The sequence below is a fragment of the Paenibacillus sp. NPDC058071 genome, assembly GCF_042885235.1.
Classification (GTDB): Bacteria; Bacillota; Bacilli; order Paenibacillales; family Paenibacillaceae; genus Pristimantibacillus.
Map to the genome: position 1 here is coordinate 201,702 of NZ_JBHVSK010000007.1, position 23,045 is coordinate 224,746.

The 23,045-nt window shown below is 51.2% G+C and carries 25 protein-coding genes; 24 read left to right on the forward strand and 1 reads right to left on the reverse strand.

Going from position 1 to position 23,045, the window contains the following annotated elements; all coding sequences use genetic code 11:
• Position 1: 1 nt before the first annotated feature.
• The 9 genes from ACFVTB_RS14280 to ACFVTB_RS14320 all read left to right on the forward strand — a co-directional run bounded on the left by ACFVTB_RS14280 (position 2) and on the right by ACFVTB_RS14320 (position 7,048).
• Entirely contained in the window at positions 2-610 is a 609-nt protein-coding gene (locus ACFVTB_RS14280) for a histidine phosphatase family protein (RefSeq protein WP_387749983.1), read from the forward strand.
• A 277-nt stretch (positions 611-887) separates the two neighbouring features.
• Positions 888-2,075, forward strand: a complete 1,188-nt coding sequence (locus tag ACFVTB_RS14285) for a hypothetical protein (RefSeq protein WP_387749985.1) — start codon at positions 888-890, stop codon at positions 2,073-2,075.
• Positions 2,076-2,299: 224 nt separating this feature from the next.
• Entirely contained in the window at positions 2,300-2,482 is a 183-nt protein-coding gene (locus ACFVTB_RS14290; RefSeq protein ID WP_387749988.1) for an IDEAL domain-containing protein, read from the forward strand.
• A gap of 156 nt (positions 2,483-2,638) precedes the next feature.
• The gene (locus tag ACFVTB_RS14295; RefSeq protein ID WP_387749991.1) at positions 2,639-3,061 is read left to right on the forward strand and encodes a DUF2487 family protein; all 423 of its coding nucleotides are present in this window, start codon (positions 2,639-2,641) and stop codon (positions 3,059-3,061) included.
• A gap of 235 nt (positions 3,062-3,296) precedes the next feature.
• Positions 3,297-3,827, forward strand: coding sequence for a QcrA and Rieske domain-containing protein (locus ACFVTB_RS14300; protein ID WP_387749993.1), 531 nt, complete (start codon positions 3,297-3,299; stop codon positions 3,825-3,827).
• Positions 3,828-3,844: 17 nt separating this feature from the next.
• Positions 3,845-4,516 carry a menaquinol-cytochrome c reductase cytochrome b subunit gene (qcrB, locus tag ACFVTB_RS14305; RefSeq protein ID WP_387749996.1) on the forward strand — a complete coding sequence of 224 codons (672 nt, stop codon included), beginning with the start codon at positions 3,845-3,847 and terminating at the stop codon, positions 4,514-4,516.
• A gap of 18 nt (positions 4,517-4,534) precedes the next feature.
• Positions 4,535-5,404: a c-type cytochrome gene (locus ACFVTB_RS14310; protein ID WP_387749998.1), complete on the forward strand. Its 870-nt coding sequence runs from the start codon at positions 4,535-4,537 to the stop codon at positions 5,402-5,404.
• Positions 5,405-5,506: 102 nt separating this feature from the next.
• Complete coding sequence (locus ACFVTB_RS14315; RefSeq protein WP_387750000.1) at positions 5,507-6,139, forward strand: DUF1405 domain-containing protein; 633 nt, start codon at positions 5,507-5,509, stop codon at positions 6,137-6,139.
• Positions 6,140-6,187: 48 nt separating this feature from the next.
• Positions 6,188-7,048: a sporulation protein YpjB gene (locus tag ACFVTB_RS14320; RefSeq protein WP_387750003.1), complete on the forward strand. Its 861-nt coding sequence runs from the start codon at positions 6,188-6,190 to the stop codon at positions 7,046-7,048.
• Positions 7,049-7,082: 34 nt separating this feature from the next.
• Here the strand turns inward: ACFVTB_RS14320 and ACFVTB_RS14325 are convergent, their stop codons facing one another.
• Complete coding sequence (locus tag ACFVTB_RS14325; RefSeq protein WP_387750006.1) at positions 7,083-7,949, reverse strand: YitT family protein; 867 nt, start codon at positions 7,947-7,949, stop codon at positions 7,083-7,085.
• A 147-nt stretch (positions 7,950-8,096) separates the two neighbouring features.
• Here ACFVTB_RS14325 and ACFVTB_RS14330 point away from each other — a divergent pair, with 147 nt between their 5' ends.
• From ACFVTB_RS14330 to ACFVTB_RS14400, 15 genes are all read left to right on the forward strand, one after another.
• Entirely contained in the window at positions 8,097-8,432 is a 336-nt protein-coding gene (locus ACFVTB_RS14330) for a nucleotide pyrophosphohydrolase (protein ID WP_387750009.1), read from the forward strand.
• A 54-nt stretch (positions 8,433-8,486) separates the two neighbouring features.
• Positions 8,487-9,029, forward strand: coding sequence for a tetratricopeptide repeat protein (locus ACFVTB_RS14335; protein ID WP_387750012.1), 543 nt, complete (start codon positions 8,487-8,489; stop codon positions 9,027-9,029).
• A 6-nt stretch (positions 9,030-9,035) separates the two neighbouring features.
• Positions 9,036-9,836, forward strand: a complete 801-nt coding sequence (gene dapB, locus ACFVTB_RS14340) for a 4-hydroxy-tetrahydrodipicolinate reductase (protein ID WP_387750015.1) — start codon at positions 9,036-9,038, stop codon at positions 9,834-9,836.
• Positions 9,837-9,870: 34 nt separating this feature from the next.
• A complete protein-coding gene (locus ACFVTB_RS14345; protein ID WP_387750018.1) occupies positions 9,871-10,293 on the forward strand; it encodes a methylglyoxal synthase in 423 nt (140 codons plus the stop codon).
• Positions 10,290-10,994 (forward strand): bacillithiol biosynthesis deacetylase BshB1, encoded by a 705-nt coding sequence (gene bshB1, locus ACFVTB_RS14350; protein WP_387750021.1) that lies wholly within the window; start codon positions 10,290-10,292, stop codon positions 10,992-10,994. The genes ACFVTB_RS14345 and bshB1 overlap by 4 nt, the downstream gene beginning before the upstream one ends.
• 97 nt (positions 10,995-11,091) lie before the next feature.
• Positions 11,092-12,252, forward strand: coding sequence for an N-acetyl-alpha-D-glucosaminyl L-malate synthase BshA (bshA, locus tag ACFVTB_RS14355; RefSeq protein WP_387750024.1), 1,161 nt, complete (start codon positions 11,092-11,094; stop codon positions 12,250-12,252).
• A 60-nt stretch (positions 12,253-12,312) separates the two neighbouring features.
• On the forward strand, positions 12,313-13,650 hold the full coding sequence (locus tag ACFVTB_RS14360) for a CCA tRNA nucleotidyltransferase (RefSeq protein ID WP_387750027.1): 1,338 nt from the start codon (positions 12,313-12,315) through the stop codon (positions 13,648-13,650).
• Positions 13,643-14,617: a biotin--[acetyl-CoA-carboxylase] ligase gene (locus tag ACFVTB_RS14365; protein ID WP_387750030.1), complete on the forward strand. Its 975-nt coding sequence runs from the start codon at positions 13,643-13,645 to the stop codon at positions 14,615-14,617. Before ACFVTB_RS14360 ends, ACFVTB_RS14365 begins: the two co-directional genes overlap by 8 nt.
• A 501-nt stretch (positions 14,618-15,118) precedes the next feature.
• Positions 15,119-16,072 carry a 3-methyl-2-oxobutanoate hydroxymethyltransferase gene (gene panB / locus ACFVTB_RS14370; RefSeq protein ID WP_387750033.1) on the forward strand — a complete coding sequence of 318 codons (954 nt, stop codon included), beginning with the start codon at positions 15,119-15,121 and terminating at the stop codon, positions 16,070-16,072.
• Positions 16,047-16,940 carry a pantoate--beta-alanine ligase gene (gene panC, locus ACFVTB_RS14375; protein WP_387750035.1) on the forward strand — a complete coding sequence of 298 codons (894 nt, stop codon included), beginning with the start codon at positions 16,047-16,049 and terminating at the stop codon, positions 16,938-16,940. Before panB ends, panC begins: the two co-directional genes overlap by 26 nt.
• Positions 16,933-17,316 carry an aspartate 1-decarboxylase gene (gene panD, locus ACFVTB_RS14380; RefSeq protein WP_387750038.1) on the forward strand — a complete coding sequence of 128 codons (384 nt, stop codon included), beginning with the start codon at positions 16,933-16,935 and terminating at the stop codon, positions 17,314-17,316. The genes panC and panD overlap by 8 nt, the downstream gene beginning before the upstream one ends.
• A gap of 121 nt (positions 17,317-17,437) precedes the next feature.
• Positions 17,438-18,196 (forward strand): hypothetical protein, encoded by a 759-nt coding sequence (locus ACFVTB_RS14385; protein ID WP_387750041.1) that lies wholly within the window; start codon positions 17,438-17,440, stop codon positions 18,194-18,196.
• Positions 18,197-18,213: 17 nt separating this feature from the next.
• A complete protein-coding gene (gene dinG, locus ACFVTB_RS14390) occupies positions 18,214-21,087 on the forward strand; it encodes an ATP-dependent DNA helicase DinG (RefSeq protein ID WP_387750044.1) in 2,874 nt (957 codons plus the stop codon).
• Positions 21,084-21,740: a redox-sensing transcriptional repressor Rex gene (locus tag ACFVTB_RS14395; protein ID WP_387750047.1), complete on the forward strand. Its 657-nt coding sequence runs from the start codon at positions 21,084-21,086 to the stop codon at positions 21,738-21,740. Before dinG ends, ACFVTB_RS14395 begins: the two co-directional genes overlap by 4 nt.
• Complete coding sequence (locus ACFVTB_RS14400) at positions 21,721-23,022, forward strand: amidohydrolase (RefSeq protein WP_387750050.1); 1,302 nt, start codon at positions 21,721-21,723, stop codon at positions 23,020-23,022. The genes ACFVTB_RS14395 and ACFVTB_RS14400 overlap by 20 nt, the downstream gene beginning before the upstream one ends.
• Positions 23,023-23,045: the final 23 nt, after the last annotated feature.

The following is a 23,045-nucleotide window of genomic DNA, read 5'->3' on the forward strand; positions in this document are numbered from 1 at the left end:
CATGAAGATTGGATTCGTAAGGCACGGCAAGACGGATTGGAACGAGGCAGGCAGAGCACAAGGGCAAACCGACATACCGCTCAACGAGACGGGCAGAAATCAGGCGATAGCGCTAGCTGACCGATTGAGCGACGATCCGCCGATCTGGGAAGCGGTCGTATCGAGCGATCTGTCTCGTGCGCATGAAACGGCGAAAGTTATTGCGGACAAGCTCGGCATTCCGCTGCTGGAGCCGGACATTCGGCTGCGTGAGCGTTATTTCGGGGAAATCGAAGGCTTAACCCCTCAAGAGAGAGTGGAACGATACGGCGAAAACTGGCGGGAGAGGGATCTCGGCCAAGAATCGGACAGAGATTTGCGAGATCGCGGAATTAAGTTTTTGTCCGATCTGCAGCAAAACGCTCCGAACGGAAATATACTGATCGTTTCACACGGCGGTTTTTTGGCGCAGCTGTACGAAGAGCTTTGTCCAGATCTCGTGAAAAGCCATTTGGATAATGTATCGTACAGTATACTATCGAGTGCCGAAGGAAAATGGGAGCCGCTGCTCTATAATTGCACGCGTCATTTGAACGACGGGCAATTCGGGCAAAGCTCGCAGCCGCTCTAGTCCAATTTATAATAAGGCAGTTCTTCAGGCAGACGGCATGCGACCGCCGCCATCATGCTGCATCCAGATGCACGGCGCCTTCGGTGCCATAACGCGCGCGCATTTTCCGGGGAGAATCTCTCCTCGGAAAATGCGCTTTTTTGCGTTTCGCAAGCAGGGAGCGACGACAGGGAAGGCATCATTTTTACATACATCCCGTTTGAAATGACTTTAATTTCCCCATAATGATATTAACTATCGCTTTAGAAGAACGGCTACGACGGAAAGGAGAGAGGCTATGAATTTCTCAGACATGCTCGGTTATGCGGATATTCAACAGCTCAGCCGGATCGCTTCCGTATACCGCTGTGAGTGCAACGGTCATTCCAAGAACGATTTGATTCAGTCGATTCTCTCGACCGTAAGCCGCAACGACGTATTCGAAGCGCAAATCAGCAGTATGAAACTGGAAGAGCTTCGCTTCCTCAATTCACTGCTTTTCGAGAAGCGCGATTCTTTCAGCTTAGAGGAGCTGATCGCCAGGGTGCAGCAAAGCAAGTTTGGCGAGCCAGAGGCGGAGAAAGTGAAGGCAGAGGCACAACCAAAGGCGAAGCCGTCGCGTTCGCGAAAGAAACAGTCCGAAAAACCGGAGAAAGAAGCCGGGCCGCGGGATATGATTGTACGCTTCAAGCATCAAGGCTGGCTGTTTAACGGATACAGCGGGACGAACCGCTACTTGTTTCAAGTACCTAATGATTTGCGAACCAGGTTTCGGGATACGCTGCAACGGAAATTTGCGGCGGGGTTGACATATACCGACGATCCGCAGGGCTACCGGGAGGAACAGCAGCTGTTGTCCGAAGATATTCGCCAAACGCTTCACTTCATCTACCATAACGAAGCGCAAGTTGCGGCGGACGGTTCGATGTATAAGCGTTTCAGCCAACAGCTGCTCGATCGGATGGCCGTCCGCGAAGAGTTTCCGTCCAAAGGAGAATGGCGTTTCGGCTATGGCCGTCACTTCCACCACTATCCGAATCGTATGTCATTTATCTACGATTACTGCAGCTACATGCATTATATAGCCGAGCAGAACTTAATCTTGTCGCTTACGCCTGAAGGAGAAGCCAGACTGGCAAGCGCCCCACTCGGGGAAACGGAGCAGTTATACAAGTTTTGGCTGAAGCTGTATAAGGGGCCGATCCCTAACCTGCTGGCGCTCGCTCACTGGATTAACAGCCTTGCGGAGCGTTGGGTGACGGTTGAATCGATTCGCAACGTATTAACTCCGTTCATTAAACCCTTCTATTATGACGACGCCAATCGGGTGCTCGATCAGCGAATTATTGCGATGATGGTGCATCTGGGCTTGTTGCGGCTGGGAGAGCATGCGGAGCACGGTCTCGTCATCCGAATGACGAAGGCGGGAAGAGCAGTCGTTGCGGGTGTCAGTCTGGAAGAGAATGATCGGATGTTTCTTTATTAAATGAGCCGCTAATGGGTAATGGCACAGTTTCTTTGCGGAGGGCAGACGCACTTAACGGCGGACAATTGGTTGCATACGATGCAATAGAAGCCGCTTCGATTAAGCTGCGGCGGTAATGGAACGAAGGGTTTTGGGATAGTTGGACCAACTGGAATAGAGCGTGGAAAAGGAATAGGGCAACAACAAATAAAGAAGATTTTAACGCTGCTTTGGGGGTGTATCCGATGGACAAAATGAAAGTGACGTATGAAGCGATGCTTGGGCTGGCTGCCGAAATGGTGCTGGACGAAGCCTTCAAAAAATACCGTACGGAGCAAATATACAAAGCGATCGACCGAGCGCTTGCGTCCGGAGACGAGGATACGTTTTACCGTTTAGCCAAGGAACTCAACGAAATGCGAAAATAATGATAAATGTTCTCCGCTTGAGTAATCGAAGGCGCTTTCGCCAGCCGATTGCTCAAGCGGAATTTTTTTGTCCTTTGCGGATTGGCAAGCCCAAAATTTGCGGTTAACATAGAGAAGATATGTAAACTATAAGGATACGCAAAGGGAGAATCAACGATGAAATTCAGCGACCTATCGGCGGAAGAGTGGGGAGCGCTTCAGCCTTACCTCGACACTTGCCTGCTGCCCGTTACGAGCTTGACCGGAGAGGAACAGCCGCATGAGGCGACCGCGGCGCTTGAGAAGCTCCGAGATGTGATGGATCTGATCGAAATACCGTTTAAGGGGAGAGTGGTAACCTACCCGGCGCTTCATTACATAGAAGAAACGTCAAGAAGACAGACGGTAGCGGGAGTATGCGCCGCGCTAAAGCGGACGGGCTTCAAGCACGTCATTGCGGTTGTGCTCGGAGCGAAGGAAGACTACGAGGGGGCAGGGCCCGATCTGATCGTTTCTATAGGCGAGGCAGGAGTCATTCCGGACGCAAAAGATGTGTCGAAAGCGGTACAATTGCTTTGGAATGCTGGCAATGACAGGTGAAAACGTTTAATATTGCATAAAAAAAACAGCTTTTGGGGAAAACAAATGCCAGATGAGGTCAAATGTGACAAATTGATAACAAATTTATGAACGACTTTTTATAGGTAGACAAATCTCCGGCCATATTCTTGACGCTCCCAAGCACCTAAGCTATTATAGTTATGTCCTAGTTCGTCATGTGTTTTGTCAATGGGCAAAACATGAGAAATGGTTGGCAAAGGGGGTAGAACAGAAGATGAGTAACCACGAACATCACGAGACCGAGCATCGACCGGTTCAGCGTAAAGAGATGTCCCGGCGTCAATTTTTGTCGTATACGCTCGGCGGAACGACTGCATTCATGGTAGGCGGTGCCGTATTGCCGATGGTCCGTTTTGCAGTCGACCCACTGTTGGAGAAGAAAGCCGACAGCACATGGGTTAAAGTAGTAGAAGAAAGCAAAATTACAAATGAACCCCAAGAATTCAAGTTCCAAATTCATCAGGTCGACGGATGGTACGTAAGTGATCCGGAGCTTGCGGCTTGGATCTCCAAAGATGCGAACAATCAGATTTTTGCGCTTTCGCCAGTGTGTAAGCATTTGGGCTGCACAATTGCATGGAATGCGAAAGGCAAAAATGAATACGATTGCCCGTGCCACGACGCTCGTTATTCCCCAGACGGGAAGAACCTTACAGTAGCGCCGAATCCTTTGGACGAATATGACGTCAAGGTTGAAGACGGTTTCGTATACTTGGGTGCAATTAAAGCGAATACACGAGTCTAAGGAGGGCGTATTTTCAGATGTTTAAAACTGTATACAACTGGATTGACGAACGTCTTGATATTACGCCGCTATGGCGCGATGTCGCGGATCACGAAGTGCCTGAGCACGTTAACCCTGCGCATCACTTCTCCGCATTCGTATACTGCTTCGGCGGCTTGACGTTTTTTATTACAGTTATTCAGATCTTGTCCGGCATGTTCTTGACGATGTACTATGTACCGGACATTATCAATGCTTATGCGAGTGTCGACTACTTGAACCATAAGGTCGCATTCGGCGGAATCGTCCGCGGCATGCACCATTTCGGGGCAAGCTTAGTTATCGTTATGATGTTCTTACATACCTTACGCGTCTTCTTCACCGGTTCTTACAAAGCGCCGCGCGAAATGAACTGGGTTGTAGGGATGCTGATTTTCTTCATCATGTTGGGCCTGGGCTTCACGGGTTACCTGCTGCCATGGGACAACAAAGCTTACTTCGCGACTAAAGTAGGTGTCCAAATTGCCGAATCTGTTCCTTATATCGGACCGTATATCGCGCAATTCCTGTATGGCGGCGACATCGTAGGCGCACAAACGCTGACTCGCTTCTTCGCGATTCACGTATTCTTCTTGCCTGGCGCGTTGATCGCCATGCTAGCGGCTCACTTCTTGATGATTCGCCGGCAAGGGATCTCGGGACCACTTTAAGCGAAGGGAGAACTTACTATGGCGCATGGTCATAAATCAAACGAAAAAGTCGTTTATGTCGGCGATTCCAGAGTGAAGCAGGGTAAAGGTACCCAAATTCCTCCCGACTATACGGCATATCCGGGTAAATCGGAAGCGTTCATCCCGAACTTCCTATTGAAGGAATGGATGGTCGGCTGCGTCGTGCTCGTCGGCTTCCTGGTTTGGACGATTGCAGAACCGGCTCCGCTCGGTTATCCGGCAGATCCGACGAACGCGGCGTTCATTCCGATGCCGGACTGGTACTTCTTGTTCCTGTATCAATTTTTGAAATATCCATACGTATCGCAAGATTATATCGTTCTTGGCACAATGGGGATACCGGGGATTCTGTTCGGCGGCTTGTTGCTGGCTCCGTTTCTCGACACGGGTAAAGAGCGTCGGTTCTACCGTCGCCCGATTGCTTCCTCTCTGATGATCCTCTCGCTGATCGCTGTCGTTTACTTGACGGTCATCTCATGGGATCATTACCAGCATCAGCTGGAAATTACGAATACGGTGCCTGAGCATCATATTCGCGAAGAGAAAGCAAGGGAAGCGTTCGAGAAGGGTCAACCGGCGCCAAGCGTTGGTAAGAAGCCGGAGAAAGCCGTTGCACTTGTTGACGCGAACGATCCGGCGATGCAAATCGCTAAGCAAGCACAGTGCGTATCCTGCCACGCTGCCGATCTGAAAGGCAACGGAAATATCCCGGCTTTGACCGGTGTTGGCGATCGCCTTTCCAAGGAAGAACTGGTTGATGTTGTAACTAACGGACGCGGCGGTATGCCTGAATTCGGCACAAAACTGTCGGCCGAAGAAATCGACCAGCTGACAACTTGGCTTGCCAAGCAAAAAGCGGCAAAATAATGCAACTAACGGAAACCTGATCGTATTTATACGATCAGGTTTTTTTCGAAGAGAAATGTAGGCGTCCGGCTTTTGCACAACAGATCGAGGGAGAGGACCGCGGTGACAATTTCATGGTTTTGGAGCAAGCAGGTGCTAATGGACAGAAGGATGCTTTGGCTGCTGTTCGTTGTCAACCTGCTTGGTACGATTTATGGTTATATCTGGTATGGAAATCAAATCGAATATACGCTTGAGCGTCATCCGCTCTGGCAGATTGTATTCGTTCCGGACAGTCCGACTGCCAGTTTGTTTTTTACGATTGCGCTTCTGTATATGCTGTTCCCGCCCCGTTCGGCATCCAAGTTTGCAAGCGGCGCCAGGATGGTAATCGAAGGACTTGCCGTGCTGACCTCGGTCAAATACGGCATATGGGCGGTCGCGATGATCGTCGCCGGCGGCTGGCAAGGCGATCAGTTGAATTGGCAGCATGCGATGCTTAGTGCGTCCCATCTCGGTATGGCTGCGGAAGCGCTGCTTTATGCCAGATTTATGAAGGCCGGGCAATGGGCGGCTGTTGTTGCAGCAATGTGGCTTCTGCTTAACGATACCATTGATTATACCTACGGTGTTTTTCCATGGTTGGCTGAAGTGCTGATGGACGACCTGACCGCCGTTAAATGGTTTACGTACGGTTTGACTCTGTTCAGCTTTATCATCGGCTCTTTAGCGCTGCGGGCCAGAAAACAGACATAGCGATGGACATCCCCTCATAGTATGGTCTATGGGGGGGTGTCCATGTTCATGAAGATACGAATGGCGCTTGCGTTTACAGCATGTATCGTCATGACCTTTTTGGCGATCTCGGCAATGTTTCATCCTGCATCGCAAGCTATGGGAGAAGGCGGGTACGCCGGAAAGCAAAGTTTGCTGCGGTTGGACAAGACCGCCGAGCAATTGTATCAAGCAGCTTATACGAATAACCGGCAGGCCGGCTATAAATATGTACAACAATTGGAGAAGCAGATGGACAGCGTCTCGCTGCGAGACGTCGCCGGACAATCCGAAGGTTGGCGATTACTGGAAGACAGCGTGTCGGCTGTCGAAGCGTCGCTTCATGGCGGCAGAAGCGGGACGAGCTGGATGCTGGAAGCGGCGAGAATTCATTTGACGACCGACGCTCTGATCCGTCCGCAGCATGCGTTATGGCTGCAGTACGAGAAGCTGATGTTGGAAGACCTGCAGCGGGTTAAGCGGGCTTGGAACCGCCAAACCGGTGACGGAGCGGCCGCCGCCAGAGCGGCGATGGACAGCTTTACAGCGCATCTTGCCAAGATTGAAGCGGCCGCAGCGGTGCAGCGGCCTGGTGAGCGGATCGCTCAACTGAAGGAAAGAATGCGATATACGAACGTGCTGCTGGATGCGGGTGTAAGAGGACAATCGAAGCAGGATTGGACCGAGGATTCTATTGCCGATCTGCGCGATTCGCTCGTCCGTCTGTTTGACGACGGGTTAGCTGGGAACGAAGAGCCGGCTTTTTCGCCGGTTGCCGAAGCGAGGCCGATCGCATGGGTGCTACTGCTCGGAGCCGTTATTTCAGGCGTGCTCGCCTACAACGGCTGGAGGCAGTACAAATACCGCCCATATGGAATTAAGAAGCGATAGCTTTCGGCAATGCCGAAGCGGGATGTGTACGCGCCTATTCCTCTTTAAAGCCTTCTCCTAGTACGTCATGTACTTCGCTTATGATCGTAAATGCCTGGGGGTCGATACTGCGAATAATAGATTTCAAGCGGCGAATTTCTTGCCGCTGAACGACGCAGTAGACGACCTCTTTCGCTTGCCCGGAAAAGGCGCCGCGAGCGGGCATAATGGTAACGCCGCGCTCCAGCTCCCTCGTAATCCGTTCCGCCATAACCGTTCCTTGCTCCGTAATAATCGAGAACGCCTTAGCTGCATAAGCGCCGTCTTGAATGAAATCGATTAAGCGGGATGCAACAAAGACGGTCACAAGCGTGTAAAGCACTTTTTCAATCGAAATATACAGCAGCGAAACGGCGATAATAATGACGTCTGTAGCCAAAATAAACTGTCCCATGCTAAATTTTTTGCTGCGTGTTGCGATCCGAGCGATAATATCGACGCCGCCGGTCGTGCCCCCGAAACGGAACACGAGACCGAGTCCGGTGCCGAGCGTCACGCCGGCATAGAGCGCCGCTAAAATATAATCGTTGGAGGTATGGAAGGTGACAAGCCATCCATGGTGAATAAGCCTTTCCAGCAGAGCGAGAGAGCCTGACAAAGAAAGAACGCCTAAAATCGTGTAGGCCATTTCCTTCAGCCCAAGCTTTCGCCATCCAAGCAGGAACAGCGGTATGTTCAGCAGCAGCGTGGATAAGGATAGAGGCCAGCCGGCGGCGTAATTCAGCAGTACGGCGATGCCCGTAACGCCGCCTTCCATTAGTTGATTCGGAATAACAAAGTAATGAAGGCCAAAAGCATAAATAGCGGTGCCGACCATGATTGGCACAATGATTCGCATTTGGGCGACGATTTTACGCAGCATCGGTAACTCCTTTAATCGAAAATTTCGTATCTGTTCCTCTTCTTGTAGTATAGCTCAAAAGCCGCAAAAAACATTGTTTTCGTCGTCACGATACGTTAACATATGAATGATACCCGATATACGCAAGCAGAGGAAGGAAAGGGAACGATGGCTGAAAAAACGTTAGCGGAAATCCAGCGTGAAGTAGACGCCTACATCTCCCAGTTCAAAGAAGGCTATTTCAGCCCCCTTGCGCTGATGGCCAGAATGAGCGAAGAAGTAGGCGAACTGGCGCGGGAAGTTAATCATACGTACGGCGAGAAACGGAAAAAGGCCGACGAAGCCGACAACTCCATCGAAATGGAGCTCGGAGATATATTATTTTTATGCTCGTGCTTCGCAAATTCGTTAGGCATTGATCTGACTGAAGCACACAATAAAGTGATGCAGAAGTTCAATACCCGCGACGCAGATCGCTGGACGAGAAAAAACGCCGAACAGTAGACTGCCTTTATACATATGCTGTACCATCACCCTGTGTACAAGGAGGATGGGCAGATGGACGGCGAGAGCTGCGTGAAGAAGGCGTACGAATTTATACTCCACAGTGATTTTGAGCAAGCGATCGAATGGTTCGAACGGGCGATCGAAGCCGATCCAAGCAATGCGGATTATCATTACAGGTGCGCGGTTTCCTGCGCCCGCAGCGGTAAATGGAGCAAAGCTCACTATTACGCGAAGCTTGCTTTCGAGCTGGATCAGAGTCACTCCGAATATCGATTTTATCTCGATACGGTCGAGGCCAAGCTGCTTGTCGCGTCTGCGGAACAGCTGTTGACCTCCGAGGCGCCGCGACATGCAGACGCCCTTGCCATGCTCCGCCAAGCGGCAGAGCTTGACCCGCTTAGCTTCGAAGCTTACTTCATTATGGCGATGGCTTATGCCGAGACGGGAGACTTCGAAGGCGCAGCGGCTAGCGCTAAGGAAGCGATTCGGCTGGATCCGGGCCATTCGGCTGCCAGGACGCTGTTCGCGGACGTCAGCCGCAAGCGAAGGCGGCGTGACCGATTCATTCGCACACATCGGAAAAGGAACAGGTGAATAAAGATGGATAAAATTAAAGTTGCTGTCATCGGCGCAAGCGGCAGAATGGGCCGCGAGGTCGTCAAAATGGTTTTGGAGGACGAAACGCTGGAGCTTGTCGCTGCCGTGGCGCCTACGGCAGGCGCCGTTGACGTAGGTACGTTCGCTGGTAAACCGAACACTGGCGTGCTGGCCAGCGCTACGCTGGAAGAAGCGCTGAACGGTGCGCGGGCGGACGTACTGGTTGATTTTACAGTACCGGCTGTTGCATATAGCAATACGAAGACGGCGCTTGAGTATGGCGTCCGTCCGATTGTCGGCACGACCGGGTTTACGCCGGAACAAATCGAAGAGTTGGACAAGCTGAGCCGGGAAAAAGGGCTGGGCGCGCTGATCGCTCCAAACTTCTCGATTGGCGCCATTCTGATGATGAAATTCGCGGCTCAGGCTTCAAAATATATGCCTCATGTTGAAATTATCGAATATCACGGCGACCAGAAGCTGGATGCACCGTCCGGCACGTCCATCAAGACAGCCGAGCTGATTGCCGAAGTTCGTAAGGAGCTGCGACAAGGCAATCCGAACGAACATGAGACGATTGAAGGAGCGCGGGGCGGTTATTATAACGGGTTCCGTATACATAGCGTAAGGCTGCCGGGCGTGTTCGCCCAGCAGGAGGTCGTATTCGGCGGCCATGGACAAACGCTTAAAATCCGTCATGACTCTTACGACCGGGCCGGCTACATGCCGGGGGTTAATGTAGCGATTAAAAAAGTGATGAATTACACCGGATTAATCTACGGTTTCGAGCATTTGATGGATTAAAACTAACAGGTATTGCGGGAGAGGGGAAGCAGCTGTGCTTAATATCGCATTTATCGCTCATGATCGCAAAAAAGATGAGATGGTCAACTTTGTCATTGCGTACGAGCATGTTTTTACGCCTCATCGTTTATATTCCACAGGAACGACCGGTACGCGGATTATGGAGCAAACGAAGCTGAACATCCACCGTTTTTGCTCTGGTCCGCTTGGCGGCGACCAACAGATCGGCGCTTTGGTAGCGCAGAATGAAATGGATTTTATCATTTTTTTACGGGATCCGTTAATGGCGCAGCCGCACGAGCCTGACATTATTGCGTTGCTTCGTCTTTGCGACGTTCAAGGCATACCGGTTGCAACGAATATCGCGACAGCTGAGCTGCTCGTCAAAGCTTTGGAGCGCGGCGACTTCGCATGGAGAGAGCTTGTTCACAAATACAAGCCCGGTGAAGGGGAATGACCGATCAACCGCTTGATATTTTAGTTATCGGAGCCCATGCGGACGATGCCGAGATCGGCATGGGCGGAACCATTGCCAAGCATACGGCAGCCGGCTATAAAGTCGGCATTTGCGACTTAACGCAAGCCGAAATGTCGTCCAATGGCACCGTGGAGCTGCGGAAGCGGGAAGCCGCCGAAGCATCCGCGGTGCTTGGTTTATATTACCGCTCCAATTTGATGCTGCCGGATCGGGGGCTGACGCTTACGAAATCGCATATTGACGCGGTTGTGGCGGAAATTAGAAGGACAAGGCCCCGCATCGTATTCGCGCCGTATTGGGTGGACCGTCATCCGGACCATATAGCGGCTAGCCATATTGCCGAAGAGGCGGTTTTTAACGCTAAGCTGCGCCGCTATATGCCGGAGCTGCCTCCGGTGCAGGTAGAGCAATTGATCTACTACTACATAAACGATACGGAGAACGTGTCGCTAGCGGTTGACATTTCCGATTATTACGAAACGAAACGCCAGTCCTTGATGGCGTATCGTTCCCAATTCCAATCCGCCGTCGCAGGAGAAGAGGATCGTGTATCGACGCCTTTGACGGATCGTTATATCGAGAGAGTAGAGGCGAGAGACGCGCTGCTCGGACAATCGAAGTCCTGGTTGTATGCGGAAGCTTTCGCTATAAAAAGGCCTTATCCGGTCGACTTGTTCTAACGAAAGCAACAGGTCATGCGCGGCAATGAGGCAGGATACACTAATAATAACGGCATTGCGCCTATGAATAGAATGAGGCTCGGGGGGTGCGACAGAAATGGCGCGCAAATTGAAAATAGGTATTACTTGCTATCCTTCTTTGGGAGGATCGGGCGTTGTGGCGACCGAGCTAGGCAAATTAATGGCGGAACGCGGCCATGAGATTCATTTTATTACGCATAGCATACCGTTCCGCTTAGGCAGTTTTCGCAAAAATATATTTTTCCACGAAGTGGAAGTGAATGATTATTACGTCTTCCGTTATCCGCCGTATGATTTGGCGCTGGCGAGCAAAATGGCGCAGGTGGCCAAAATGGAGAAGCTGGACCTGCTGCATGTCCATTACGCGGTGCCGCATGCCGTTTGCGCCCATCTGGCCAAGCAAATGGTTGGAGACGACTTGAAAACGGTAACGACGCTTCACGGCACCGATATTACGGTGCTGGCGCAAGACGAGTCGCTGAAAGATTTGATCCGGCTTGCAATTTACAAGAGCGATGCGGTAACGGCTGTTTCGCAGGATTTGATTAATGAAACCCGTCAGCTGCTGGACGTAACGAAGCCGATTGATCTGACCTACAACTTCGTCGACAAACGGGTATATTACCCAAGAGACGCTTCTTCTCTCAGGTCTGATTTCGCGGCTCCGAACGAGAAGATTTTGATGCATATATCCAATTTCCGTCCGGTCAAACGCGTTGGCGACGTTGTCGACATTTTCGAGCAAGTCTCAAGAAAAATACCGGCTAAGCTTCTCCTTGTGGGCGAAGGCCCGGAGCTCACGAAAATTCAATATAAAATTCGGCAGTTGGGACTCGAAGACAAGGTTTGCTTCCTTGGCAAACAAGACGATGTAGCCCAAGTGATTTCGGTTGCTGATCTGCTGCTGCTGCCTTCGGAGAAAGAGAGCTTCGGCTTGGTCGCTCTGGAAGCAATGGCTTGCGGCGTACCGACAATCGGCTCTACGGCAGGCGGTATTCCGGAGCTGATTACACACGGGGAAACCGGTTACTTGTGTCCGATCGGCGATGTGGAAGGAATGGCGGGCTACGCCGTCCGGCTGCTAGAGGATGAAGAGATGCAGCGCCGATTCAAGGAAGCTTGCTTAAAGCGGGCAAGATATGATTTTTGCAACGATGCGATAACAACGCAGTATGAAGAAATTTACTATCGGGTGCTTGGTATTGACGCAAAGCTGCCGGAACCGGTTTGTGATTAATAACCGTTGCTGCGTTGCCTTGACGCGGCGCTTAATGAAAAGGAAGGGGGGCGATGCGCGATGGAGAGTCCAATAAAAATTCCACTGCCGGAACCGATCCAGCGGGGTATGCCCGTTGTCGCGAAGTTGGAGGAGCACGGGTATGAAGCAGTATTCGTCGGCGGCTGCGTGAGAGATGCCGTCATGGGTTTGCCGATTAAGGATATCGATATCGCCACGTCGGCCCGACCGGAGCAAGTGATGGAACTATTTCCGCGCTGCGTGCCTACCGGTTTGCAGCACGGCACTGTAACGGTGCTTGACGGATTAGAAAGCTACGAAATAACGACCTATCGGACGGAATCGGCCTATGAGAATCATCGCCGGCCGTCCGAAGTTCGCTTTATTCAGCAATTGGAAGCCGATCTTGAGCGCCGCGATTTGACGATTAACGCCATGGCAATCCGATCGGACGGCACGCTGGTCGACCCGTTTGGGGGCAGCGAAGACATTGTCTCGGGCATTATACGGGCTGTTGGCGATGCTGACTTACGTTTCACGGAGGATGCGCTGCGCATGCTTCGGGCCATTCGCTTTTCCGCGAGATTCGGATTTGCGATCGAGTCTGGAACGTGGGAAGCGGTCGAAAGGCGAAAGCCGCTGCTCGCCAGCATAGCGATGGAGCGAGTGCAAGCGGAGCTGCTGCAAATGCTGGATAACGGAAATACGGCACAGGCGTTAGAGCTGCTTGCGAAGAGCGGACTGCTTGCGCATGCGGCCCAGACGCTGCCTGCATTCGATGTTTGGTTTGACTCTGGCGCTGACAGCTGTCGGCGTTTTGTTTATTTGGACAATATCGAAGGCGCGCTTGGCCGGCTGGCTGGCTTGATGACCGAGGATGCAGTTATGCAGGATATGGCGCGTACTACGTTGCTATCGCTTAAACTATCCAATGAGCAATCGAGACAAGTATTGAACATCGTTCAATTGCAGCAGAGGGTACTTGCCTTTGCTGAGGGCAACGGGAATAGTCTCGATCATGAAGAAGCTTCGTTATCGGAGGGGACTTCTCCCGCGACTGATTCGGAAAACTGGACAAAGGCTGTTCTGGCTGCAGGGAAAGAAGCTGCGGCACTCTGGCTGAACATCGTTTCCGAAAGGAAAGACCGAAGGTGGGCGCCGCAAACGATTAAGCATTGGCAAGAAAGGCTGCGCACAATGCCTGCGTTTACGTTAAAGGAATTGAATCTTAACGGGCGTCAGTTGGCGGAGGTGCTCGAGCGGAAGCCAGGTCCTTGGACAGGTGACGCGCTCAGCAGGCTTTTGCTTGAGGTTGCGGAGGGGCGATTGCCGAATGAATCGGATGCGCTATTGACGCAAGCCAAGCGATGGATGGACGGAGGGAATTTGGATGAGTAAAGAGCAACTGCTGCGCTGGCTGGAGGAACAGCCCGGGCAATTCGTATCGGGCGAGAAGCTAAGCCAACACCTGCAAATTAGCCGAACCGCGGTTTGGAAACAAATAAAAAAGCTGGAGTCGGAAGGCTACGTGTTCGAAGCATCCCGCAGACTGGGCTATAAGTTCTTATCTGCGCCGGACAAGCTGGACGCCGGCTTGTTGGAACAACGGCTGGAAACCCGCCGTTTTGGACGTTCTTTGCACCTATTTGAGGAAGTCGATTCGACGCAGAACGTCGCCCAGCGGCTTGCGGAAGAAGGGGCTCCGGAAGGGACGCTTGTTATCGCCGAGCAGCAAAACAACGGTCGAGGCCGAATGGGCAGAGGCTGGGTTTCGCCTAAAGGCAAAGGGATATGGATGAGCTTTGTGCTTCGTCCGGTCATTCCAATTCATTTCGCGCCTCAGCTTACGTTGCTGACAGCTGTAGCGCTTTGCCGCAGCCTGCGACGGCTTACGGAGCTGCCAATCGGCATCAAATGGCCGAACGATCTGTTGATCGACGGACGTAAAATTAGCGGCATTTTATTGGAGTCGACGGCAGAGGATGCAAGGCTGCGGCACATTATTGCCGGAGTCGGCATTAGCGTTAATTTGGAGGAATCGGATTATCCCGAGGAAATGCTGAAGAAGGCGACTTCACTGCGCATTGCCTCCGGCGGCAAGCTGGAACGAGAAACGGTTATAGCCGATTTTCATCTAGAGTTCGAGAGATTGTATGATGTATACGCTGCAGAAGGCTTTGAACCTATCGTAACGCTGTGGGAGGCGCTGTCTGTGTCGCTGGGCAAGCCTGCGCGTCTCACGACGCCGCAAGGCGTGATTGAAGGCGTACCGGTCGGATTGGACAATTCCGGCGCAATTAAAGTGCAGAAGCCGGACGGCAGCGTCGTTCTCGTCTTTTCAGCGGAAATGGGCGAGGTAAGTTAGACGGGATTCCGTTTACGATATGCTAGCAGCGTGTTTGCACATGACTGCCTATGTATTGTTTTTCCGTTAACGAGAATGCAGTCTAATCAAGACCCATTAGACTGCATTCCGTTTACGAGAGAGTAATCTAATATCGAACCCTTAGATGACTCTCCGTTTACGAGACGACAGCAGCATGTTTACACATGGCTGCCATCGTCCGTTTACGAGATGTTAGCAGCATGTTTTCACACACTGCTAACATCCGTTTACGAATTCAAATTTTTTTGCTACTATAAAAGCAGCAGGCGGTATCCGAGAGGAACTGCACCGCTAAAGGGCAATATGGATTCAAAAGATTGGCAAGCCATACTGGCAACACTCTGCTCTGAGCCGAAGGGACCGAGACAGAAGGAAGCAAGCATATGACAATCGTTTCCTTTTACGTTTTGGGGACCTTTTTAGCGGCGGCTAAAAGGTTTTTTTGTGTTTATCCTAAATAATCGAAGGGGATGAAGCAAGATGAGGAAACGTTTAACGATAACAGCAATGAAAAAAATGAAGCAGCAGAACGATCCGATCTCCGTGGTGACGGCATACGACTATCCGTCTGCTATTCTGTCAGAAGAGGCTGGGGTTGACGCCATTTTGGTCGGCGATTCGCTGGGGAACGTCGTACTAGGCTATGATACGACGATTCCGGTTACTTTGGACGATATTATTTATCATACGAAAGCAGTCGCAAGAGGCGCGCGTAATACGTTCATCGTTTCCGATATGCCGTTTATGACCTACGGCGTCGGACGCGAATCGACGATGCGAAACGCCGCTCGCATCATGCAGGAAGGCGGCGCGCATGCGCTCAAGCTGGAAGGCGGCGCGGAAATCGCTGATGATGTCCGCGCATTGGTGGAGGCCGGTGTTCCGGTTATGGGGCATCTCGGCTTGACGCCGCAATCGGTTCATCAATTGGGCGGATTTAAAGTGCAGGGCAAGCAGCCGCTCGAAGCGGAGAAATTGATGGAGGATGCGAAAGCGCTGGAACAGGCAGGAGCTTTCGCTATTGTTCTCGAGCTCATTACCGAGCCGCTGGCTCAGGCGATCAGCAGCCAGCTGTCGATCCCGACGATCGGCATTGGAGCCGGAAGAGGCTGCGACGGACAAGTGCTCGTCTATCATGATTTGCTTCAATATTCTTCGCCTAACATCCCGAAAAAGATGGTCAAGGCTTACGCCGACGTTGGATCTGTTATTCGCGGCGCCTTGCAGTCTTATGTGCAGGAAGTAAAATCTAGAGCGTTTCCTGCCGAAGAGCATTCCTTCGGCGTAATCAAGCCAGATACGGGTTCGGATAACGAGCGTACAAATTTGGATACGCTGGATCAGCTTTACGGAGGCAAACAAGAAGCTGCGGCAGACAAAGAAAAGAACCGAGAGGAGTCCGCTAGTCGTGATTTTGTGTCGAACCATTCCTGAATTGCATGAAGCTTTGAAGCAGCAACAATCGAAAAACGCCGGTTCCGGCACAGTTGGTTTCGTTCCTACAATGGGATATTTGCATGAAGGGCATGCCAGCTTAATGCGGCGCTCCGCAAGCGAAAACGATATATCCGTACTTTCCATATTCGTCAATCCGATGCAATTCGGTCCGAATGAAGATTTCGATCGTTACCCGCGCGATGAAGAGCGGGACTTGGCGCTAGCCGGTCAAAACGGCATCGATATCGTATTTATGCCTTCTGTTAAAGAAATGTATCCGAAAGCGCCGTTAACTACCGTCTTTGTCAGCCAAGTGACGAGCAGGCTTTGCGGCGCTTCCCGGCCCGGCCATTTCGACGGCGTCGGCCTAGTTGTCAGCAAGCTATTCCATTTGGTGCAGCCGGACAAAGCCTATTTCGGCATGAAGGACGCCCAACAGGTGGCTGTTATTCAGCAAATGACCGACGATTTGAACTTTCCGGTCGAGATCGTGCCTTGCCCGATCGTACGGGAGCCTGACGGTCTCGCGTTAAGCTCCAGAAACGTCTATCTGACGGCCGAGCAGCGCGAGCAAGCGGTTATGCTGTCCCGATCGCTGGCAGAAGCGAAACAGCATTTTGCGAAGGCTGGCATCACTGCGGCAGACATCGTCGAGCAAACGAAACAAATGATCGAAAGCGCCGAGCTGGCCGAAATCGATTATGTCGAGCTGCTGCACTATCCAAGCTTGGATCTGCCTGATCCGGCAGCTGTGCTGCAGCCCGAACGGGATACCTATATACTGGCGCTTGCGGTCAAATTCGGTTCGACCCGATTGATCGACAACCAACTGTTTGGTTATATCGGAGGGGATTATCATGTATAGAACGATGATGAAATCAAAGCTTCACCGCGCGACGGTGACGGAAGCAAACCTGAACTATGTCGGAAGCATCACGATCGACGAAGATTTGATGGATGCGGCCGATTTGCTGGAAAACGAAAAAGTGCAAGTGGTCAACAACAATAATGGCGCAAGGCTGGAAACGTATGTCATTACGGGTCCGCGCGGGTCCGGCGTCATTTGCTTAAACGGCGCAGCCGCACGCCAAGTGCAGCCCGGGGATACCGTAATTATTATCTCGTACGCGACAATGACGGATGAAGAAGCTCGTTCGCATAAACCCGTCGTAACGATTTTAGACAGCGACAATCGTCCGCTGCAGAGCTTAAATGAGGAAATACACGCAACGATTTTGTAATATGCGGCAGCTGCTGGCGTTCCAGCGCTATGTAACGGTTGGCACAGGGTATGAAAAGCATCGCCAAAACAAAGAATGAGCATAACACTCCTTAATTCATAAGCGAAGGCGGGATGCGGTCATGTTTCAACATATGTTTTCGGCAATGAACGACATGCTGGACCAACTGATTCAAGCTTATCCGCAAGCAACTGGCACCAAAAAACAGCAATGCGAAGAACAAATCGTACTGCTCAAACAAATGAGCGACACTTTGGTCGAACACTGGATCGAATTTGAAGAAAAGTTTTCGGCGTTCATGGAGATGGAACAGCAGCTTCCGGGCAATCAAGGGGCGCACGGCTTTGCTGTAAAAGCGAAGCAAGGGTCGTCCGAGGCTTCGGCCGCTGCCGCTCAATCGATGACGCAAATTCAAACGGCAGTTACCGACGAGCAATTGTATGAAGCCGAATTAAGCATGGAAGTTTCGGCGGAGCTGGCCGAGCTGATTGCCAAAGGACAAGGCTATTATAATTTATTTATGTTTTCCCATGCGGCATCGCAATTTCAAATGGCTGTCAGTCAGCTCCCCGAATGCAATCTTGCCCGGTTATTTCTAGCTATGACGTACATGCATCTTCAAAATTGGAGCGAGGCGCAGCGCCATTTTCAATTGTTAGTTGCGCTTACGGACTATCCGAAGTGGCGTGCTTTAGGCTATAATGCCCTTGGGTGCATTCAAGCGGTGCACATGAATTTGGAGCATGCCGAGCAGTTTTTTATGAAAGCCTACGAAGCGTGCCCAAGCTTCAAGGATTCGCTGGCCAATTTGAAATGTTGCCAAGAAACGCCGCAGCAATTGTCATTATTTTTCGGTAGTACCGAGCTTTGCTGCTTGTGAGGAGATCGGGATTATTGATGAAATACGCAGTTTTGGATTTGGAAACGACGGGACATAGCGTCAGCGACGAAATTTTGCAAGTCGGCTTAGTTATTTTAAACGACGAGCTTGAGGTCGAGCAGACGTTTAACTCCTTTGTTAAACCTACAATAGAAATACCCGCTTTTATTACACAGCTGACAAGCATCGACGCGGATACGGTGGCGGACGCCCCGGCTATCGACGAAGTGCTGATGCAGCTCATTCCGCTGCTGGACGATTGTGTGCTTGTTGCGCACAACGTCGGCTTTGACGCCGGTTTTTTGAACCAAGCGCTCGATCGCAGCGGCTACCATGCCTTTACCGGACGAAAGCTCGATACCATCGAGCTTCTCCGCGTTTTATATCCTTCCATTACCAGTTACCAGCTAGGCGTTGTATCGGATTATTTCGGCATTACGCATGATCAACATCACCGCGCGGATAGCGACGCGATGGCTACGGCGCATCTGTTCGCGGAATCGGTCCGTAAGCTAAGAAAGCTGCCGCTGCTCACTTTGCAGCGGCTATCCTTTCTTATCGACAATGGAAGCGATCTGAGCTGGTTTATCGGTTCAACGCTCCAGCAAGTCGAACAACAAGCCGTCTTCGAAACGAACGACTACGATTATTTCAATCAGTTCGCTTTGAAAGCGGGCGAATGGACGGACGAACAGCCTGCGCGCCAAGAAACTTCTGACGAATCGCTGCAAAATATGACGTTTGATCAATACTTGGATAGCGTGAAAACGAAATTTATGGAGAAGTTCCCGAATTATGAGGAGAGGGAAGCGCAGACGACGATGTTCAGGGAAGTGTTCGATGCCATGAACAGCGACAGGCACTTGCTGATCGAAGCGGGGACAGGTACTGGGAAATCGTTAGGTTATCTAATTCCCTCGCTTTTTTACGGTGTGCAGCACGATCAGAAAATCATCGTCAGTACGCATACGATAAATTTACAAGAACAGCTTCGCAGCCGCGATTTGCCGCTATTGAAGGATGTACTGCCGTTTGAATTTCGTGCATCCGTTTTCAAAGGTAGAGGCAATTATTTATGCCTGCGCAAATTTGAGAATAAAATTAATACAAGAGATATGGTTTCGCCGATCGACGACGCCATTACCGCCTCGCAAATGGTGGTCTGGCTGGGAGAAACGGAGACGGGCGATCAAGAAGAGCTGAATTTGGGCAGCAAAGGCGTTGATTTCTGGTCGACGGTTGCTTCCGATGCGGACTCTTGCTTGAATCGGGCTTGCCCATGGTTTAAGCGCTGCTACTATCATCGCGCCAAGCATGAAGCCAATATCGCCGATGTGTGCATAACGAACCACTCGATGCTTTTTACGGACATCAGAGCCGATCACCGGCTGCTCCCGTCCTACAGCCATTTGGTTATCGATGAAGCGCATCATGTTGAAGAGGTAGCGAGCAAGCATCTCGGCATGCAATTGGGCTATAATTCGCTTATTCATCCGTTCAATCATCTGTTTAAAGATCATCGCAGCGGTTTGCTGCCGACGCTTCGGCATAAAGTGCAGAACGAGGGAGAAGATCGCGCACAAGCTTGGGCGGAGACGATTGATACTGTTATTCCAGCTTTCTCGGATGTGAAGGAGCATTGGGATAAGCTGTTCGAAATGTTGTACAGCTTTGTCGGTCAAAGTTCGGATAGCAATGGGGCGGAAGCGGGTCAAACCGTTTGTCGGCTAAAGGCGGAGCAGCTTCCGGCGGGATGGGACGATGCATTAACTGTTCAGACCAACATTACGACAGAGCTGAGCAAAATGATTAAGTCTCTAGAGAAGATGTCCTCAGAGATCAAAGACAAGCTGGATGAGTTTTCAATACAGGCACTGCTTACCGATCTGAATGGAGCAGTTCGCGACTTGACCCGCGTTCGCGACGATTTGAAACATTTTATGAAGATCGGGGAGTCAAACGACGTATTTTGGATCGAAGCGAGCACCACTTATCGCTATCGTTCCGTTCACTTATACGCGGTTCCGGTCGATGTCAGCAGTCAGCTGCAGCAATATTTTTTCAATTTAAAAGACAGCGTCGTCTTGACGAGCGCAACTTTATCGGTGCAAAAATCGTTCGTTTATGCGGAGGAGCAGCTTGGACTAACCGGATTCGAGGAAAATCATCGATTGCGAACCGTACAGCTTCCTTCTCCGTTTAATTACCGTGAACAAGCGCTTGTTATGATTCCGCGCAACTTTCCGACGCTAAAAGGCGCTGCAACTGAGCCTCATTTTGTGACGATGCTTGTACAATCAATCGCAGAGACGGCAAAAGAGACGCGCGGGCGAATGCTTGTACTCTTTACGTCCTACCGAATGCTGAAGCAAACGTACGAGCCGTTGAAGGAGGCACTTGCAGGAGCAGGCATTCAGGTGCTTGGGCAAGGGATCGACAGCGGCAACCGGACGAAGCTGACCCGTCGATTTACCCAACAGCCGGAATCGGTGCTGCTCGGGACGAGCAGCTTCTGGGAAGGGGTCGACATTCCGGGCGATGCGTTGACTTGCCTTGCAATCGTAAGGCTGCCATTCCAACCGCCGAATCATCCGCTGATCGAAGCTAAGTCCGAACTGCTGCAAAAGCAAAACCAAAATCCGTTTATGAAGCTGTCTGTTCCGCAAGCGGTCATCCGGTTCAAGCAAGGCTTTGGAAGGCTTGTGCGCACGGCTAAGGATAAAGGAATCGTTATTTTGTACGATACGCGCGTCATTGAATCGTATTACGGCAAACATTTTCTTTATTCGCTGCCCGGTCCGAAAATCGAAACGATGCATACCGATCAGATGGTGCCGAGAATACGGGAATGGTTAAATGAAAGCGCCGTTAAGGAAGGGGAGCCTTTGTGAAGCAGACGAAAATTTCCGAAGCCGTAGTCAAACGGCTGCCGATTTATTTGCAAGTGCTAAACGAATTGTATTACCGCGAAATTCAGACTGTATCGTCACAGGAGCTAGGCATAAAGCTCGATCTCAATCCGGCGCAGATCCGCAAGGATCTTGCCTACTTCGGCGATTTCGGACGCAAGGGCATTGGTTACGACGTCACTTATTTGATCGAGAAAATCCGGCAAATCTTAAAGCTTGATCAGAAAATTAACGTTGCGCTCGTCGGCGCCGGTAATCTGGGCCATGCCCTGTGCAACTACAACAAGTATTCTAACGACAATATGAAAATAACAGCTGTCTTTGACGTGCATCCTTCCAAGATCGGCACACAAATCAATCATTTGACCGTGCTGCCGATCGAGGCGCTCGCTGAGACGGTCAAGGAATTGAATATTCGTCTTGGCATCATTACCGTGCCGGCTTTCGAGGCGCAAAACGTCGCCAATCAGATCGTTGAGGCAGGAATTGAAGGCATTTTGAATTTCGCTCCGGCTATATTGCGCGTGCCGGACGAGATTCGCATCCATCATGTCGATTTTACGAGGGAACTGTTAAGTCTGGCCTACTATTTGGAAAGAGAGAGGGAAGCGGACAATGAGTCAAATTTGGATTAAAAACGGGCTGTTCATTACGATGGACGATGCAAAGCCGACAGTAAGAGGGCATATGGTCGTAACGGACGACCGGATTACATATATCGGTGAAGCGGAGCCGCAAGGTTTGAGTGAATCGGTTGAAACGCTGGACGGCAGCAAGTTGGCCTTCATGCCGGGATTGATCAATACGCATGGCCATGCTGCTATGTCGTTGCTGCGCGGATTCTCCGATGATCAGAACCTGCAAGTGTGGCTGGAACAAAAAATGTGGCCGATGGAAGGGAAATACGTCGATCAAGATACTCGTGCAGGCAGCGCGCTGGCCATCATCGAAATGTTGAAAACCGGCACGACCGCATTCGTCGATATGTACGACCGAATGGACCAAGTGGCGCAAATGACCGAGCAATCGGGTATTCGGGGCTGCTTGACGCGCGGTGTTATCGGTCTCTGCTCCGAAGAGCTGCAGAAGGAGAAGCTGGCTGATGCGATTCAATTCGCTCGCGATTGGAATGGCAAAGCGAACGGCCGTATTACGACGATGATTTCGCCGCACGCTCCTTATACTTGTCCGCCAGATTATATCGAGAAATTCGTACAGGCTGCGCATGATTACCAGCTTCCGCTTCATACGCATATGTCCGAAACGATCGCTGAGGTGGAGCAAAACGTTCGAGATTACGGCATTCGTCCGACCTTTCATCTCGACAAGCTCGGCTTCTTCTCCCGTCCGGCTCTGGTCGCGCACGCAGTTCATTTGCATGACGAAGAAATTGCTTTGCTGGCGGAACGCGGCGTAGCCGTGTCTCATAATCCGGTCAGCAATTTGAAGCTGGCAAGCGGCGTAGCAAGAGTGCCTGACATGCTGAAGGCAGGGGTTACCGTCTCGCTTGGCACAGACAGCGCAGCGAGCAACAACAATCTCGATCTGTTCCAGGAAATCAATCTGGCAGCTTTGCTGCACAAAGGCGTTTCCGGCGATCCGACAGTCGTACCGGCCCTGGAAGCATTGCGTATGGGTACCGTGTATGGTGCTCGCGCGATTGGCCAGGAAGGACAAATCGGCACGTTGGCCGAAGGCATGAAAGCTGATTTTATCGCTATCGATTTGGAACAGCCGCATTTCTATCCGCAAACCGATATCGTGTCGCATCTCGTTTATGCCGCATCCGGCAAAGACGTGCAGCATGTATGGGTCGACGGCCGTCAAGTGGTGAAGCATAAAACCTGCACGTTTATGGATGAGGAAAAGATCCGTTACGAGGCAGCGGCTAGCTTCGAGCGGCTGCTGAAAAGCTAGTATGAGAGCCAAGGAGAAAAAGA

Excerpts from the sequence above, each read along its gene's own strand:
- ACFVTB_RS14400 (WP_387750050.1), top strand. The coding sequence starts at position 21,721 with ATGAGTCAAATTTGGATTAAAAACGGGCTGTTCATTACGATGGACGAT.
- ACFVTB_RS14325 (WP_387750006.1), bottom strand. The coding sequence starts at position 7,949 with ATGCTGCGTAAAATCGTCGCCCAAATGCGAATCATTGTGCCAATCATG.
- ACFVTB_RS14330 (WP_387750009.1), top strand. The coding sequence starts at position 8,097 with ATGGCTGAAAAAACGTTAGCGGAAATCCAGCGTGAAGTAGACGCCTAC.
- dinG (WP_387750044.1), top strand. The coding sequence starts at position 18,214 with ATGAAATACGCAGTTTTGGATTTGGAAACGACGGGACATAGCGTCAGC.
- panD (WP_387750038.1), top strand. The coding sequence starts at position 16,933 with ATGTATAGAACGATGATGAAATCAAAGCTTCACCGCGCGACGGTGACG.
- panB (WP_387750033.1), top strand. The coding sequence starts at position 15,119 with ATGAGGAAACGTTTAACGATAACAGCAATGAAAAAAATGAAGCAGCAG.
- ACFVTB_RS14290 (WP_387749988.1), top strand. The coding sequence starts at position 2,300 with ATGGACAAAATGAAAGTGACGTATGAAGCGATGCTTGGGCTGGCTGCC.
- ACFVTB_RS14365 (WP_387750030.1), top strand. The coding sequence starts at position 13,643 with ATGAGTAAAGAGCAACTGCTGCGCTGGCTGGAGGAACAGCCCGGGCAA.
- ACFVTB_RS14310 (WP_387749998.1), top strand. The coding sequence starts at position 4,535 with ATGGCGCATGGTCATAAATCAAACGAAAAAGTCGTTTATGTCGGCGAT.
- ACFVTB_RS14295 (WP_387749991.1), top strand. The coding sequence starts at position 2,639 with ATGAAATTCAGCGACCTATCGGCGGAAGAGTGGGGAGCGCTTCAGCCT.
- bshA (WP_387750024.1), top strand. The coding sequence starts at position 11,092 with ATGGCGCGCAAATTGAAAATAGGTATTACTTGCTATCCTTCTTTGGGA.
- ACFVTB_RS14300 (WP_387749993.1), top strand. The coding sequence starts at position 3,297 with ATGAGTAACCACGAACATCACGAGACCGAGCATCGACCGGTTCAGCGT.
- ACFVTB_RS14280 (WP_387749983.1), top strand. The coding sequence starts at position 2 with ATGAAGATTGGATTCGTAAGGCACGGCAAGACGGATTGGAACGAGGCA.
- ACFVTB_RS14385 (WP_387750041.1), top strand. The coding sequence starts at position 17,438 with ATGTTTCAACATATGTTTTCGGCAATGAACGACATGCTGGACCAACTG.
- ACFVTB_RS14335 (WP_387750012.1), top strand. The coding sequence starts at position 8,487 with ATGGACGGCGAGAGCTGCGTGAAGAAGGCGTACGAATTTATACTCCAC.
- bshB1 (WP_387750021.1), top strand. The coding sequence starts at position 10,290 with ATGACCGATCAACCGCTTGATATTTTAGTTATCGGAGCCCATGCGGAC.
- ACFVTB_RS14320 (WP_387750003.1), top strand. The coding sequence starts at position 6,188 with ATGAAGATACGAATGGCGCTTGCGTTTACAGCATGTATCGTCATGACC.
- qcrB (WP_387749996.1), top strand. The coding sequence starts at position 3,845 with ATGTTTAAAACTGTATACAACTGGATTGACGAACGTCTTGATATTACG.
- dapB (WP_387750015.1), top strand. The coding sequence starts at position 9,036 with ATGGATAAAATTAAAGTTGCTGTCATCGGCGCAAGCGGCAGAATGGGC.
- ACFVTB_RS14285 (WP_387749985.1), top strand. The coding sequence starts at position 888 with ATGAATTTCTCAGACATGCTCGGTTATGCGGATATTCAACAGCTCAGC.
- ACFVTB_RS14360 (WP_387750027.1), top strand. The coding sequence starts at position 12,313 with ATGGAGAGTCCAATAAAAATTCCACTGCCGGAACCGATCCAGCGGGGT.